At 62.9% G+C, this 15,253-nt stretch carries 15 protein-coding genes; 5 read left to right on the top strand and 10 right to left on the bottom strand.

Features of this window, described 5'->3' with window-relative positions; genetic code table 11:
* Positions 1-135 precede the first annotated feature (135 nt).
* On the bottom strand, positions 136-1,137 hold the full coding sequence (locus G4D79_RS05580; RefSeq protein ID WP_003942580.1) for a PHP domain-containing protein: 1,002 nt from the start codon (positions 1,135-1,137) through the stop codon (positions 136-138).
* A 60-nt stretch (positions 1,138-1,197) separates the two neighbouring features.
* Between G4D79_RS05580 and G4D79_RS05575 the strand changes: the two genes are divergently transcribed.
* Together G4D79_RS05575 and G4D79_RS05570 are read left to right on the top strand one after the other, a co-directional pair.
* Positions 1,198-1,608: a TIGR03668 family PPOX class F420-dependent oxidoreductase gene (locus G4D79_RS05575; protein ID WP_250887504.1), complete on the top strand. Its 411-nt coding sequence runs from the start codon at positions 1,198-1,200 to the stop codon at positions 1,606-1,608.
* 144 nt (positions 1,609-1,752) lie between these two features.
* Positions 1,753-2,505 carry a cyclase family protein gene (locus G4D79_RS05570; RefSeq protein WP_007729041.1) on the top strand — a complete coding sequence of 251 codons (753 nt, stop codon included), beginning with the start codon at positions 1,753-1,755 and terminating at the stop codon, positions 2,503-2,505.
* Here the strand turns inward: G4D79_RS05570 and G4D79_RS05565 are convergent.
* The 4 genes from G4D79_RS05565 to G4D79_RS05550 all read right to left on the bottom strand — a co-directional run bounded on the left by G4D79_RS05565 (position 2,494) and on the right by G4D79_RS05550 (position 6,735).
* Positions 2,494-4,050, bottom strand: a complete 1,557-nt coding sequence (locus G4D79_RS05565) for a GGDEF domain-containing protein (RefSeq protein WP_099696909.1) — start codon at positions 4,048-4,050, stop codon at positions 2,494-2,496. The two genes, G4D79_RS05570 and G4D79_RS05565, sit on opposite strands and share 12 nt — an antisense overlap.
* Before the next feature lie 136 nt (positions 4,051-4,186).
* Positions 4,187-5,077 carry a metal ABC transporter permease gene (locus tag G4D79_RS05560; RefSeq protein WP_099696908.1) on the bottom strand — a complete coding sequence of 297 codons (891 nt, stop codon included), beginning with the start codon at positions 5,075-5,077 and terminating at the stop codon, positions 4,187-4,189.
* A gap of 3 nt (positions 5,078-5,080) precedes the next feature.
* The gene (locus G4D79_RS05555) at positions 5,081-5,812 is read right to left on the bottom strand and encodes a metal ABC transporter ATP-binding protein (RefSeq protein ID WP_099696907.1); all 732 of its coding nucleotides are present in this window, start codon (positions 5,810-5,812) and stop codon (positions 5,081-5,083) included.
* On the bottom strand, positions 5,809-6,735 hold the full coding sequence (locus G4D79_RS05550; RefSeq protein WP_047272640.1) for a metal ABC transporter substrate-binding protein: 927 nt from the start codon (positions 6,733-6,735) through the stop codon (positions 5,809-5,811). Before G4D79_RS05550 ends, G4D79_RS05555 begins: the two co-directional genes overlap by 4 nt.
* A 77-nt stretch (positions 6,736-6,812) precedes the next feature.
* Between G4D79_RS05550 and G4D79_RS05545 the strand changes: the two genes are divergently transcribed.
* The 3 genes from G4D79_RS05545 to G4D79_RS05535 all read left to right on the top strand — a co-directional run bounded on the left by G4D79_RS05545 (position 6,813) and on the right by G4D79_RS05535 (position 9,439).
* Positions 6,813-7,490: an SDR family oxidoreductase gene (locus tag G4D79_RS05545; protein WP_003942455.1), complete on the top strand. Its 678-nt coding sequence runs from the start codon at positions 6,813-6,815 to the stop codon at positions 7,488-7,490.
* 138 nt (positions 7,491-7,628) lie between these two features.
* Positions 7,629-8,537: a TIGR04222 domain-containing membrane protein gene (locus G4D79_RS05540; protein ID WP_099696906.1), complete on the top strand. Its 909-nt coding sequence runs from the start codon at positions 7,629-7,631 to the stop codon at positions 8,535-8,537.
* Positions 8,534-9,439, top strand: coding sequence for a TIGR04222 domain-containing membrane protein (locus tag G4D79_RS05535; RefSeq protein WP_099696905.1), 906 nt, complete (start codon positions 8,534-8,536; stop codon positions 9,437-9,439). The genes G4D79_RS05540 and G4D79_RS05535 overlap by 4 nt, the downstream gene beginning before the upstream one ends.
* Here the strand turns inward: G4D79_RS05535 and G4D79_RS05530 are convergent.
* Genes G4D79_RS05530 through pdhA form a run of 5 tightly spaced genes read right to left on the bottom strand, consistent with a single transcriptional unit; the run spans position 9,371 to position 15,232 of the window.
* A complete protein-coding gene (locus G4D79_RS05530) occupies positions 9,371-10,474 on the bottom strand; it encodes a Glu/Leu/Phe/Val dehydrogenase family protein (protein ID WP_099696904.1) in 1,104 nt (367 codons plus the stop codon). The genes G4D79_RS05535 and G4D79_RS05530 overlap by 69 nt on opposite strands.
* 24 nt (positions 10,475-10,498) lie before the next feature.
* A complete protein-coding gene (gene lpdA, locus G4D79_RS05525; RefSeq protein ID WP_099696903.1) occupies positions 10,499-11,878 on the bottom strand; it encodes a dihydrolipoyl dehydrogenase in 1,380 nt (459 codons plus the stop codon).
* Complete coding sequence (locus G4D79_RS05520) at positions 11,878-13,101, bottom strand: dihydrolipoamide acetyltransferase family protein (RefSeq protein ID WP_099696902.1); 1,224 nt, start codon at positions 13,099-13,101, stop codon at positions 11,878-11,880. The genes lpdA and G4D79_RS05520 overlap by 1 nt, the downstream gene beginning before the upstream one ends.
* Positions 13,098-14,102, bottom strand: a complete 1,005-nt coding sequence (locus G4D79_RS05515; protein WP_099696901.1) for an alpha-ketoacid dehydrogenase subunit beta — start codon at positions 14,100-14,102, stop codon at positions 13,098-13,100. Before G4D79_RS05515 ends, G4D79_RS05520 begins: the two co-directional genes overlap by 4 nt.
* Before the next feature lie 2 nt (positions 14,103-14,104).
* Positions 14,105-15,232 (bottom strand): pyruvate dehydrogenase (acetyl-transferring) E1 component subunit alpha, encoded by a 1,128-nt coding sequence (gene pdhA, locus G4D79_RS05510; protein ID WP_064688075.1) that lies wholly within the window; start codon positions 15,230-15,232, stop codon positions 14,105-14,107.
* Between the last annotated feature and the right edge of the window lie 21 nt (positions 15,233-15,253).

The following is a 15,253-nucleotide window of genomic DNA, read 5'->3' as shown; positions in this document are numbered from 1 at the left end:
AGTCGGCAGTCTCGAACACCCGAGCCTCAGGAGGTGTGAAGTACACCGAATCTCGCCAGAACGGAGCCGAACAAGCGGTGACCAGGCAAAGCGACGCCACCAACGGCACCGACAGCAGCGCGCGTGCCGAGACCGTCAATTGCCTGCCCACTCCAAAAGATCTTCGGCGGTCCAGGTATTGATCACCCGATCGGCTTCGACACCGCACTTTTCGGCCCGGTCACAGCCGTAGCCCTGCCAAGCCAGCTGACCGGGGGCATGGGCGTCAGTGTCGATGGAGAAAAGACAATCGAGATCGCGGGCCAACTCGATCAAACGCGAAGGCGGGTCACGACGCTCCGGTCGGGAGTTGATCTCGACGGCGGTCCCTGATTCTCGGCAGGCCTCGAACACTTTCTCTGCGTCGAACTGCGACTCGGGCCGGGTTCCGCGAGCACCCTCGACAAGACGCCCGGTGCAGTGTCCGAGAATATCGACACGCGGGTTTCGCACTGCAGCAAGCATTCTGCGGGTCATCGCCTCACGTTCGGACCGCAGCTTGGAGTGGACGCTCGCCACCACGATGTCGAGTTCGTCGAGCAGATCGGGATCCTGGTCGAGTGAACCGTCCTCGAGGATGTCCACCTCGATTCCCGTGAGGATGCGGAAGGGAGCCAGTTCGGCATTCAACCCGGCTATCACGTCGAGTTGAGACCGTAGGCGCTCCGCGGACAACCCGTTGGCAACTGTGAGGCGAGGCGAATGGTCGGTGAGGGCGCAGTAGTCATGGCCGAGTGCCGCTGCGCGTCGCATCATCTCTTCGATGGGGCTTCCACCATCGGACCAGTCGGAGTGGGTGTGGAGGTCGCCGCGGAGGGCTTGTCGCAATGGGCTGTCGCCGATGGGCTCAGCCTGCCCCCGCAGTTCCTCGAGATACTCGGGGATGCCGTCGTACGACTGAGCGATAATCGTCGCAGTCTTCGGCCCGATGCCGGTGAGGGCCTTCCAACTGTCGGCTTTCCGGCGAGACTCCTTCTGCTCGTCGGACAATCCTGAAAAGACCTCCGCAGCTCGGCGATAGGCCTTGACGCGGTGCGTTTCAGCGCGTGATCGTTCGAGCCAGTAGGCGATCTCCCGAAGCGCTTCATCCGGTTCCATGAGACCACTGTTCCGTCAGCAGCGGCTCGCGGCAACCCTTGATCCCCTTACGCTGTGAATATGGACGACCCGAGAGCACGATTTGAAGCCGCGCGGGTGGCTCACCTGGCAACGGCAGATGCGGCCGGCGTTCCGCACGTCGTGCCGCTGGTATTCGTCTTGGTCGGCGGCACCGTCTATTCCTGTGTCGACCACAAACCGAAAACCACGACCGCTCTTCGCAGGCTCCGGAACATCACCGAGACGGGGCGCGCAAGCCTGCTGGTCGATCATTACGACGACGACTGGTCCGCGCTCTGGTGGGTCCGCGTCGACGGACATGCGGAGGTTCTCGACCCCGGCACCAAGGAGTCCGAGAGCGCGATCGATGCTTTGGCCGCAAAGTATCCGCAGTACGTAGATCACCGACCGCACGGACAGGTCATAGCTGTCCGCGATGTGGAGTGGTCGTCGTGGTCCGCAGCAGCCTAAGGTTCTGTCCTAGTGTTCAAGGAGCGAAAGTGATTGCAACACTCTCAATTCGGACAAATTGGTGGGGGATCGATGAAACGACGGCAGTTACTTCAGCGCGCAGCCACAGGTCTGGCGCTGGTAGCGGGACCTCAGGTGATCGACATGGGTAGCAGTTCCGGAAGCAGTCAAGACGCAACAAGCCCGTTGAACGAACAGTTGTCGGTTGTTTCGCTCTCACACGTGAACGACCCGGCGACGACGCCGGTTTTTCCAGGCGACCCCGAGTTCACTCTCGACACAGCGGCCACCATCGCAGACGACGGCTACTACCTCCAGTACGTCAAGGAAGGTGAGCACACGGGCACGCATTGGGGCGCACCCGCACACTTCCAGGAAGGCGGCCTCACAGCCGACCAACTCGATCCGGCGGACCTCTTCCTCCCCGCAGTGAAGATCGACATCCGGGACAAGGCTGCCGCCGATTCGGACTATGCGCTCACGGTCGCGGACCTGCAGGAATGGGAAACGCGCAACGGCAAGATCCCCGATGGAGCGGCCGTAGTTCTCTGGACCGGGTGGGAATCGCGCTGGGGTAGCGAAGAATATGCCAACTCCGATGCCGAGGGCGTCACCCACCAGCCCGGCTTCTCGGTGGACGCGGCGCGGTGGCTGATAGACACCGGCCGTTTGGGCACCCGCGGAGCATTGGGAACCGACACGTTCGGTCCCGACCTCGGAAACGACGAAACCTACCCCGTCTCGACAATCCTGTACGACAAGCATCGAATCAGCCTGGAGAACTTGAACAATCTTGCCGCCCTGCCAACCACCGGGGCTAGCATCCTTGTCGGTGGTGCGATCAACAAGGCCGGATCGGGTTCACCGGCAACGATTTTTGCACTACTACGGCGATGACCATTTGCGACGGTCGCCGTAGACAACGACCGCGCCCTTCCCACTTCTCTTCGCCTCGTACATCGCCGCATCGGCCTGGCGAAGAAGAGTGTGCGCGCTGAGCGGTTCGTCCCCAAACTCGAACTGCGCGGACTCGAAATGCGCGACACCAACGCTCGCACCCACCGACACCGATGTGTCTGCAGTCTGATCGGACCTGAGCGCGTCGACGATCCGGCGAGCCACGACGACGGCGTCGTCGATCGTGCCCTGCAGGAGCACTGTGAACTCGTCGCCACCGAATCGGGCGACAAACGCACCCTCGGGAACCGCTTCGCGCAGACGTGCTGTGAGAGCAACCAGTAACCGGTCGCCGGCCGGGTGCCCGTATCGATCGTTGATCTGTTTGAAGTCGTCCAGATCGACAAGCATCAGCACCCAATCGGAGTTCGTCTGGCGATAGTCGTCGATGGCGCTCGCAAAGTGTTCGTCGAACGCGGCCCGGTTTGCAAGCTCGGTGAGTGGGTCGTGATGTGCTCGGTACCTCAGCTCGTCCTGGGCAGCGGAGATCTGTTGAAGGAGCGCGTCGTTCTCGAGGAGCGTGAGTATTTGGCGCACCAGCGCGAGAACCAACACGCCGACGCCGAGTATCACGACCACGGCATCGAGGTTGCCGACGATCAGCGCCTGAACAGTCACGATCGTCGCGATCACCGCGATCAACAGATACGGCAGCAGCAACTGAGTCCGATCGCTTCGCCACTGCTGCGGCGCGTTGCGGTTCCGAGGCTCGGTTCGCTTCGTCAGCGCCGCCAAGGCGATCAACGGCGGCCCCGCGATGAACCCGGCATCGGCGATGGTCGGCATACTCTCGGCGCCGATCGCCACCAAGTACGCGAAAAGACTGTCCGAAAGGGAGAGCATCACCAACCCGCACCCGAGGAACGTCAGCGGTTCGCGGATCTCGGCAACGGCCTTCGGTCCGATGACCATCAGCAAGACCATGGCGATCAGAACGAAGTCGGTGATCGGATACATCACCGCGACAAGAAACCCGAGAGATCCCGTCGGACCGGTATGAACGACGGCGCCCAGGGCCGTCGTCCACGTGAGGATGAACAATCCACCGACAACGACAAGACCGTCGAGCGTCAGCACGAGCCAGAGATGGATCGGACCGATCGCCTCACGCCGGGGCGACTGACGCACCAACGACAGAAGCGCCGGCACGGCGAACACCGGGAACATGAAGAAACCGATATCCGCGATCGACGGCGACGGAAGTGGAACGTGGAGAACCGAGCGGTAGAACGCCCAGAAGAACATCCCGAGAGTCCAGCCGGCCATACCCAGAGCCATCAGAGTTCGCCAACGACGCTCGACGCCGTGATAGCGCCGCGATGTCCACCAACAGACCGCAGTTGCGGTGGCTCCGCCGAAGAGCTGGGCGATATCGTCCACCAGAACCGAAGTTCGTGGGCTGAGCAGCCCGGATCCGGCGAGAGCGATGACCGCGACAACGACGCCGAGAACCAGCCACGTGCGTCGCGCTCGGAACTGCGTCATCGAAGAACCCATCGGTGTTCAAGGCGTCACCACCGATCGTCTTGCAGCCGGCATCGTTGCGGCCGGAATGTTCGTGGTGACGAATGCCCGTACGAACCTACCCGATTTGGTAGCGGATTGTTAACTGGACGAACGATCAGGAAGGCTCGTACGCCGCGGCGCTGTACTCCGCTCGGGTCCTACGCCGCTGCGAAGTCCATTTCGCGATCACCCCTTGCGACGGGCTGAACAGGTACACCAGAGCGAACACGATGCCCTGCGTCATGACGACCATGCCACCGGAAGCCGTGTCGAGGTAGTAGCTGACGTAGATACCGGTAATCGCGCAGACTGCGGAAACGACGGGAGCTATCACCAGCATCCGTGAAAACTTGTCGGTGAGGAGGTAGGCCGTCGCGCCGGGGATGATCAGCATCGCCACCACCAGCACGACGCCGACGGCTTGCAACGCCACAACAGACGTGAGTGCGAGGACGCCGAGTAGCAGCGCACCCAGGCGCTTGGGCGAAAGACCTATCGCGTTCGCATGGATCGGGTCGAAGGCGAACAACGCCAGATCACGACGCTTGATCAACAGAATGCTCAACGCCAACGCGCCGAGTATCGCGACCTGCAGAAGATCAGACGAGCTCACCCCCAGCAGGTTGCCGAAAATGATGTGGTTGAGATCGGTCTGGCTGGGGGTCACCGAGATGAGAACCAAACCGAACGCAAAGAGAGTCGTGAAGACGATACCGATCGCGGCGTCTTCCTTGACGCGGCTGGTGTTACGGATCAGTCCGATCAGGGCTACGGCGATCAACCCGAAGATCAAGGCCCCGATCGCAAATGGAGCGCCGACGACGTAAGCGAGGACAACACCCGGCAGCACGGCGTGCGAGACGGCGTCGCCCATCAACGACCACCCGATGAGCACCAACCAACAACTGAGCACCGCGCAGACAACCGCTGCCACAACCGCAACGGCCAACGCTCGCACCATGAATCCGTACTGGAGAGGATCAAGTAGCAGTTCTACGAGGTTCATCGATCAGGTCCTGTCCATCACGTCGAGACCGAAAGCCAGGGCGAGGTTTTCCGGTTGCAGCACGGTGTCCGGGTCGGAATGCACCAGGACCTTGCGCATGAGCAGTACCGCCTCGTCGCAGAGTTTCGGCACAGCGTGGAGATCGTGGGTCGAGACCAAGATCGACCGGCCGTCGGAAGCCAACTCTCGTAGCAGCGTAGAAATCGTTGCCTCGGAACGCTTGTCGACGCCCGCAAACGGCTCGTCCAGCAACAGTATCGACGCGTCCTGCGCGATGCCGCGTGCGACGAACGCGCGCTTCTTCTGACCACCCGAGAGCTGACCGATCTGACGATCCGCAAATTCGGTGAGTTCCACCCGCTCGAGGGCCTCTGCCACCGCCTCGCGATCTGCACGCCGCGGACGTCGCAAGAACCCGAGGTGGCCGTACCTGCCCATCATCACGACGTCACGGACACTGATCGGGAAGGTCCAGTCGACGTCTTCACTCTGCGGCACGTATCCGACGCGGCCGCTCTTGCGCGCAGTGGCTGCGCCGAGACCGACGATTCTGACAGAACCGTTGTCCGGCTTGATCATCCCCATGATCACTTTGAACAGAGTCGACTTTCCCGATCCGTTCATACCGATCAGTCCGCAGACGCTTCCGGAATTCAATGTCAGATCGACGTGGTCCAGTGCGTGGACCTCGCCGTAGTGAACGCTGACGTTTTCGACGCGAATGGCTTCGTTCATGATTTACCGCCGGTCAGACCGCCGAGGATGACGTCGGTGTCGTGGCGAATCATGTCCAGATAGGTGGGCACGGGACCGTCGGCTTCGGACAGCGAATCGACGTACAGCGTTCCGCCGAACTTCGCGCCGGTCGCCCCGACAACCTGCTGCATGGGGGCATCCGAGACCGTCGACTCGCAGAAGACGGCGGGAACGGAATTGGCTCGGACGAAGTCGATCGCGGCGATGATCTGCTGCGGCGTCGCCTGCTGCTCGGCATTGACCGGCCAGATGTACGCCTCGCTGAGTCCCGCGTCCCTGGCCAGATAGGAGAACGCACCCTCGCAACTGACGAGTGCACGCTGACCTGCGGGCAATGCCGCCAGCCCACTGACCAGGCCGTCCTGAACTGCTTGCAGTTCCGCCTTGTACTTCGCGCCGTTCTCCGCAAATGCCGAGGCGTTGTCCGGGTCGAGGTCGCTGAAAGCAGTCACCATGTTGTCGACGTAGATCTGCGTATTCAACGGAGACATCCATGCATGCGGATTGGGCTTGCCCGCATACGCGTCGCCGGCGATCGGAATGCCTTCGACGCCGTCGCTGACCACGACGTGTGGCACGTCCAGTCCGTTGACGAATTTCGCGAACCACGCCTCGAGGTTCATGCCGTTGTCGAGGATCAGATCGGCTTCGCTCGCCCGCCGAATGTCTCCGGGCGTCGGCTCGTAGCCGTGAATTTCCGCCCCCGCCTTGGTGATCGACTCGACGCGAAGATGATCGCCGGCAACGTTCTGGGCGATGTCCGACAGCACGGTGAACGTGGTGAGCACCACCGGGCGGTCGTCGTCGGAGCCAGAACTCACCGCAGAACAGCTGGACAGAAGCAGGGCGGCGAGAGCGGCAATTCCCAGGCGGCGGAAGTTCTTCGCGTCGCGTGTCGTCATGGTCGAACTCTAATATGTGGGTAAACAAATACACAAGTTCGTCTCGCCGAACAATCTCCACTCGATAGGCTCGGGCCATGCGTCCTACTGCCTTGATCACCGGTTCCAGTCGCGGCCTCGGAGCTGCCATCGCACGCGAACTGGCGCCGACACACGACCTGCTGCTCGGTGCACGATCCGCGCAGGCCCTCGAGCCGATCTGCGCCGAACTGCCCGGATCGACGCCTCTACCCCTCGACCTCACGGACTACGACGCCGTCGCCGCCGCCGCCTCGTCCATCACGACGCTCGACGTGCTGGTACACAACGCCGGCGTGGCCGACATCGGAACCATCGAGGAATCCTCGGTCGATCAGTGGCGACGCACCCTCGAGGCAAACGTCATCGCCGTCGCCGAACTCACGCGGGTTCTCCTGCCCGCGCTTCGTGCGGCCGGAGGTCACGTCGTGCTGATCAATTCGGGTGCCGGACTGCGCGCCAACGCCGGTTGGGGCTCGTATGCGGCCAGCAAGTTCGCCCTGCGCGCTTTCGGAGATGCGTTGCGCCTGGAAGAGCCGGCACTTCGGGTCACCTCCATTCACCCCGGACGGATCGACACCGACATGCAGCGCGACATCGTCGCCGGTGAGGGCGACGAGTACGACCCTGAGCGCTTCCTGAAAGCCTCCACTGTGGCGCGTGCCGTACTCACTGCCGTCCAAACACCGTCCGACGCACACCCCACGGAGATCGTGCTTCGACCTACCGGCCGGTAAATCCCCAGTTCGGCGGTAACGGAATGGTGACGATGGCCATCCGGATATCGCTTTTCCGGGCACTGGCCCGATACTGACATCAGTTGTCGGACAAAGAGACTGGACTTGTCTCAGGAGTTCATCGAGAGGTGGTGTGCGATGCATGATCATACGGATACATGGGGGATCCCCAGCCAGACTTTCCTTCAGTGGTACCTGGTGGCGGCTGCCGTCGCGATCGGACTCTCGCTGTACAGCCGAATGACTGCGCGCCGGTCACCGGTGGTCGTCGACGCTGTCCGTCGGCCGCTCACTCCTCCCGAGATCGGTGCCTTGACCAGTGACTACCAAGCGGTGCTGGCGTCGATGGCTATTCTGCGCAGCGCCGAGCTGATCAGCACCGAAGGCAAGACCAAGCTGGCACTCACTGCGGAGGACAAGAATCGTCTCGACTGGTTCACCCGTACGGTGCACAAGCGGCTCGGCAACGGAAAGGTCCCGCTGCGGCAGGTGCGTCTGATGGGACGGCTGAACATCGCACTCGCACAACTACGTACGACGTTGATCGACGAGGGATATTTGCAACGCCGGCAGGACGGTCTGACCGCTGCCCTTCGGACCGTTCCGATCGTGGCGGTCATTGCTCTCGGCGTAGTCCGTCTCGTCGCCGGAATCGCCGGCGGTAAGCCGGTCGGGTTCCTGCTCCTCACCATCATCGTTCTCGCTCTGATGATTCCACTTCTTCGCATCAAGCGTCGTCGGACAGCTTTGGGAGACAGCGAGCTTCGACGCCTCAAGCACGAAAACTCGTACCTCTCACCGAAACTGCGGCCCGCGTACACGAGCTACGGTCCCTCGCTCGCCGGGCTGTCGGCGGCGCTCTTCGGTGCGGGCGCTCTGGTTCTGATCGATCCGGCGCTGGCGGGAGCGGTAGCTGCGGGCGCCGCGTACAGCCCGGGTGGCGGAAGTTCGAGCTACTACAGTTGTGGCTCCTCATCCGGATCATCCGGCTCGGACGGCGGTGGCGGCAGTGGGAGCAGTTGCGGCGGCGGGGGGTGTGGGGGATGAGCACGCATGCAGCCGACACCTGGGGGATCCCCAGCGAGGATTTCCTCTACGGCTACATAGCCGTAGAGGCCACGCTCATGGTTCTCACTCTGGGGTGGCGTCTGATGATCCGGGCACGCCGGCACGGGTACTCAACCGAGCACGGGTATTCCGCCGAGCAACTGACGCCTCCGGAAGTCGGAATGCTCACCGGCGAGTCACGCGCCATCGCAGCATCATTGGCAATCCTGCGTAGCGCTGACCTGATCACCACCGACGGCGCTGTCCTGCGCCCGTTGGGCCCTGGCGACGAGACCCTGGACTGGTACACCCTCACCGTGTACCAGCGCCTGGCCCAGCAGGCTCTACCCCATCGTCGGCGCCAACTCGCCGAGCGTATGACGGTGGAAACAGCTCGCCTACGAAACTCTTTGGCGGACCGGGGATACCTGACCTCCGACAGCGCCAGGCGTTCAATCTTTCTCTCCACAGTTCCGCTGAAGATCCTGGTGGCCGTGGGTATCGTCCGCATTGCTTTCGGACTGCACAACGACAAGCCCGTCGAGTTTCTGATTCTCGCCGTACTCGTCACCGGGTTCAGCATCCCGCTGCTCGGGCTCAACTTCGATCGAACCACCTCTGGCAAGGCGGCACGTTCGGAACTGACCACGGCAGACGCCTACCTGTCCCCGCGCAACAAGCCTGCCTTCTCCGCCTACGGACCGCGTTTGGCGGGAATGTCCGCTGCTCTCTTCGCCGGTTCGGCGATGCTGATGATCAATCCCGCCTTGACCTCCGCCGCCGGAATCGGTGCCGACGGCAGCGGAAGTAGCGGGGGTTCGGACGGTGGCGGTTCAGGCGGGGGAGGCAGCAGCTGCAGCGGGGGCGGCGGATGTGGCGGCGGCGGTGGATGCGGGGGATAGCCGCGCCCGGGCGAGCATAAGCGCTGCAGCCTCGGTAGTGATGCCACGTTCCTCGCTCAACGAGTACACCTCGTCCAAGGTTCGACCGATCCCGCGGGTTCGTTCAACGACGTCGTCTTCGTTCCACCCCAGGACTTCTCGCCCCACGAGGTGAAAGGCTCCGCCTGCGTTCGCGACGAAATCAGGGGCACAGAGAACACCGCGGTCTCGCAGAACCTCACCGGCAGCGGCGTCGATCAAGATGTTGTTTGCTGCGCCCGCCACGGCCAGAGTCGGAATCGACGCAGCCGCAGCGAAATCGATGATGCCTCCCATCGCGCAGGGGGCAAAGAGGTCACACGGTGTTCGGAGGACCTCGCCGGCAGGAACGACCGTGTGCCCCGCGAGAGAAGCCGCCTCGAGGCGCTGCGGGTCCGTATCGGCAACCAGCAGACGTGCGCCAGCCTGCGCTGCGAGACGGACGACGTCGCCGCCGACGGCGCCGAGCCCCTGTACCAGTACCGTTCGGCCGTCAAGTGTTCCGAGTCCTCGGCGACGCGCCGTGGCCTTCATCGCTTCGAACACACCCAGAGCGGTGGCGTGCGCGCTGGAACCGGCGCCACCGTTGCCGACCGAACGCCCGAAGACGTATTTGGTGGTGCGGCTGAGCTGATCCATGTCGGAAGAGTTGGTGTTGACGTCAGGACCAGTCCAGTAGTTTCCTTCGAGCTTGTCGATGTTCTCGGCGTGGATGTCGAGGATACGGGTCCAGGTTGCGGCGTCGATCTGATTGCGCGGTGCAGGTAGCGCTATTACCGACTTCCCGCCACCCATCGGCAGATCGGAGACCGCCATCTTCAAAGTCATTGCGCCGGCCAGCTTCCCGGCGTCCGCCAATGCGTGACCGATGGAGGGATAGTGGGCGGCCCGCGTGCCACCCGACGCAGGTCCCAGACGGGTGGAGTCGATTCGAATCACGAAAGTCGTGCCGGTCTCCCGATCATGGCGAGTGACGGTCAGTTCACCGTCCCAGCGCAGTTCGTCGTCGATACTCATTGAATCTCCTTTTCTGTCTCCGGGTCAGTTGTGGGCGTGCAGTGGTGTTCCCGCGAGTGCGAGCATGGCCTCGCCCAACGCTTCGTTCTGACTGGGGTGCGCGTGGATGAAACGCCCCACTTCATCGGGAAGTGCTTCCCAGGCAACGGCCAACTGCGCCTCACCGATCAGTTCGCCGACGCGGTCTCCCACCAGGTGAACTCCGACAACAGGGCCTTTCGTTCCGCTTCGAATCACTTTGATTCCGCCGGTAGTTCGCAGGATCTGACTCTTGCCGTTACCTGCCAGGTCGTAGATGACGGTGGAGACGTCGGCGTACTGCGTGCGCGCCACCTCTTCGCCGAGCCCGACCGATGCAACTTCGGGATGTGAGTACGTCACGCGAGGAATCAGATGTTCGGCGACCGGTATCGGATCCTTGCCGGCAATCTGTTCAGCCACAAAGATTCCCTGCTGGAAGCCTCGGTGCGCCAACGCAAGACTGGGCACGATGTCGCCGACCGCGTACACACCGTCCACGGACGTACGGAGGCGTTCGTCGGTGACGACAAATCCCTTGTCGAGGCTGATTCCGCGTTCTTCGAAACCGTTACCGTCCGTGCGAGGTCCGCGGCCGACGGCAACCAACAGTAGGTCGGTGTCGAATATCGTTCCGTCGCCCAGTTCGACGCGGACCGAATCGGCTGCTTCTTTCGCGGAAACCATCTTCGTACCTGTCTTGCACACGATTCCGCGTTTACGATAGGCCCGTTCGAGCTGCTTCGACGACCACGGGTCCTCGGCGGCGATCAGTCGGGGGAGTGCCTCGACGATCGTTACTTCGGCGCCGAACGAGCGCCAGAGGCTTGCGAACTCGACGCCGATGACACCGCCACCGAGTACCGTTGCGCTGGTGGGCACCCGGTCGAGTTCGAGTGCCTGGTCGCTGGTGACGATCCGTCGGCCGAGTTCGATGCCGGGGAGTTCCCGCGGATACGAGCCGGTGGCCAGAACGAGTGATGTTCCGGTGTAGCGGGTTCCGTCGACGTCGATGCTTCGCCCACCGACGTACGTCCCGTATCCGTTGACGATGGTGATCTTGTGTTGCGCCAACAAGCCTTGCAGACCGCTGTACAGCCGCTCGACTGTCCCGTTCTTGTAGTCGTGCACCTGCGCGACGTCGATGCCGGCAAAAGATGCCCGGACACCGAATTGCTCACTGGTGCGTGCCGAATCGGCCACCTCGGCGGAATGCAGCAGTGCCTTGGTCGGGATGCATCCGCGGTGCAGACACGTTCCGCCGACCTTGTCCGCTTCGATCAGCGTGACCGACAATCCGAGTTGAGCGGCGCGGATGGCGCAGGCATAGCCGCCCGATCCTCCACCGAGGATCACGACGTCGCTGTGGGGTTCTGCAGTTGTCATCAGAGCCTTCCCAGGACGCGGATCGGGTTCTCGATGTAGTCACCGAACAGCCTGAGGAATCCGCCGGCTTCGCCTCCGTCACAGACGCGGTGGTCGAAGCTCAACGAGATCTGAGTGACCTTACGAACGGTCAACTCGCCGTTCACGACCCACGGCTTGTCGATGATGCGTCCGATCCCCAGAATTGCCGCCTCGGGGTGATTGATGATCGGAGTCGATCCGTCGACCCCGAATACCCCGTAGTTGTTGAGCGTGAACGTGCCGCCGGTCAGGCGGGCGGGTTCGAGTTTGCCGTCGCGCGCAAGGTCGGTGGTCACCCGAAGTGCCTGTGCGAGTTCGGCAGTGCTCAGCGAATCGGCATTACGAATGACCGGTACCATCAAACCTTTCGGTGTCTGCGCGGCGATGCCCAGGTGGGTGCGGGCGTGTCGGACGATCTCGCCTCGAGCAGTATCGACCGACGAGTTCAGTTCGGGGTACTGCGCCAACGCCGCGATGGTCAGCCGAGCCAGGAGCGCCATCAGGCTGATCTTGTCGGAATCGGGCAGTGACTTGTTGATCTCGGCTCGCGCCGCCAACAGTTCCGTGGCGTCGACGTCAACCCAGGTTGTTGCGTCCGGGATCTCACGGCGGCTGGTGGACAGCTTGTCGGCCACCACCTTGCGTAGTCCCTTGATCGGGATGCGTTGGTCGCTCACGTGCGACGTTTCCGTCTCCGGGCCGGTGTTCGACCCGGCCTCGACGTCAGCACGCGTTATCACCCCGCCGGCACCCGACCCGGAGAGCAAGGACAGGTCGATATCGTTGTCAAAGGCCAGTTTACGAACGATTGGTGAGATCACGCGTACCGACGGAGCCGCTCTGCGACGGCGTCTCGGTGCATCCTCGCTGGTGCCGTAGCCGATCAGGACGTTGCCCGAACCGGCGCGTTCCTCTTCGCGGTAGCGCTCGTGGTTGGCCGAAACGACCGCGTCGACACTGTCGCCACCACTCACAGTGATCAGCGGAGTGCCCACCTTCAGGGTGTCCCCGTCTTTGCCGTGTAGTTCGATCACGGTCCCGGCGAACGGGATGGGCACATCCACAGCAGCTTTCGCGGTCTCGACCTCGACGACGATCTGATCGATGGTGACCACGTCGCCGACCTTGACGTGCCACTCCGCGATGTCGGCCTCGGCCAGACCTTCACCCAGATCGGGGAGCATGAATACCTGATTGCTCATGCCGTCACCGCCCAACGGGTGTCCGGGGCGTCGTTCCACTGCAGACGGTCGACGGCGTCCAGGACCCGGTCGACGCTGGGCAGGTGGTGACGCTCGAGCTTGGGAGCGGGGTAGGGGATGTCGAAGCCGCTGACCCGGAGCACCGGGGCATGGAGATGATGGAAGCACCGTTCCTGCACGCGGGCAGCAATTTCTGCACCCACACCGGCAAAACCTTGCGCTTCCTGGATGACGATGCAGCGTCCGGTCTTTCGCACCGATGCGGTGACCGTCTCGTCGTCGAACGGCACTATCGAGCGGATGTCGATCACCTCGATGTCCCGGCCCTCGGCTGCAGCGGCCTCGGCGGACCTCAGTGCAACGTCCACGGACGGACCGTAGGCGATGAGCGTCGCGTCACGACCGGGGCGACGGACGACGGCGCGACCGATCGGCTCACATGCGGTCAGTTCGACATCTGCTCGCGCGAAGTACAGCTTCTTGGGCTCGAGGAAGATCACGGGGTCGGGGTCCTCGATTGCCGAACGTAGCAGCGAGTACGCATCTTCCACCGTGGACGGCGCTACAACCTTCAGTCCGGGTGTGTGCGCGTAGTAGCCCTCACTGGAATCACAGTGATGCTCCACCCCGCCGATACCGCCGGCAAAAGGAACACGAATGACTATCGGAATCGACAGCGCGCCCTTGGTGCGGTTGCGGATCTTCGCCACATGGGAGGCGATCTGCTCGAACGCCGGATAGGCAAACGCGTCGAACTGCATTTCCACGACCGGACGAAAACCGGCCATGGCCATGCCGATTGCGAATCCGATGATGCCGGACTCGGCGAGGGGAGTGTCGAAGCATCGGTCGTCGCCGAAGTCGCGGGTGAGGCCGTCGGTGACGCGGAAAACGCCGCCCAGGGTGCCGACGTCCTCACCGAAGACGACAACGATGTCGTCCGCAGCCAGAGAGTCGCGTAGCGCAGTGTTGAGGGCCTGAGCCATCGTGAGCATGGGCATGGTCAGTGTCCCCCTGTGTCAGCGGCTTCGGCAGCAAGTTCGGTTTCGAGTTGGGCTTGTTGCTCACGCAATTGCGGTGTCTGTTCGGCGAAGACGTACCGGAACAGATCGAGCGGATCGTGCGGGCGGTCGACGTTCATGCCGGCGCGCAGTGTGGCGGCCGCGGTTTCTGCCTCTGCAGTCAGCGATTCCACGAACGCGTCGTCGATCAGATCGTGTGCGCGCAGATACTTTTCGAGACGCGGCAACGGATCTCGCCCGAGCCAGGCTTCCACCTCGGCGCTGTCGCGGTAGCGGGTGGCGTCGTCGGCATTGGTATGTGCGTCGATGCGATAAGTGTGTGCCTCGACGATCACCGGTCCGTTTCCGCTGCGGACGAAGCGTGCCGCCTCGTCCATGACGGCCAGCATCGCAACGGGATCGTTGCCGTCAACCTGCTCGCTGCCGATCCCGTAGCCGACGCCCTTATGCGCCAACGTCGGTGCTGCACTTTGACGTGACAACGGCACGCTGATCGCAAATCCGTTGTTCTGCACCAGAAAGATCACCGGCGCTTTGAAGACGGCGGCGAAGTTCAGCGCTTCGTGGAAATCACCCTCACTGGTGGCCCCGTCGCCGCAGAGCGCCAGCGCGACGGTGTTCATGCCCCGTCGAGACTCCCCGTAGGCCACCCCCGCTGCATGCAGCAATTGCGTTGCCAGCGGGGTGCACTGCGGCGCACTGCGCAGCGCGACCGGGTCGTACCCGCAATGCCAGTCGCCGGCAAGCATGCTCAGAATCTGCACCGGATCGACACCCCTGGCAGCCAACGCCATCGAATCCCGATAGGTGGGGAAGAGCCAGTCACTCGGCTCCAGACTCATCGCTGCCGCGATCTGGCATGCCTCCTGCCCTCGCGAGGACGGATACACGGCCAAGCGCCCCTGTTTGGTCAGTGCCGTAGCCTGCTGGTCGAAACGCCTGCCCAGGAACATCTTTCGATACATCGCGATCAGGCGATCGTCGCTCGGTTTTGCGTAGCGGGCCTCGCTGCGCGTCAGTTCTCCGGCAGGGTCGAGGTACTGCACCGCGGAATCGGCCGGCAGGAACTTCTGATACCGCAGTTCCCCCAAGGGTTCGACAAGTGTCACTTCTACCTCCAGAAGACGTTG

It is taken from the genome of Rhodococcus sp. WY5 (assembly GCF_018588185.1).
Taxonomy (GTDB): domain Bacteria; phylum Actinomycetota; class Actinomycetes; order Mycobacteriales; family Mycobacteriaceae; genus Rhodococcus_F; species Rhodococcus_F qingshengii.
Note: the sequence above shows the minus strand (reverse complement) of the source record. Positions and strands in the feature narration are given on the sequence as shown.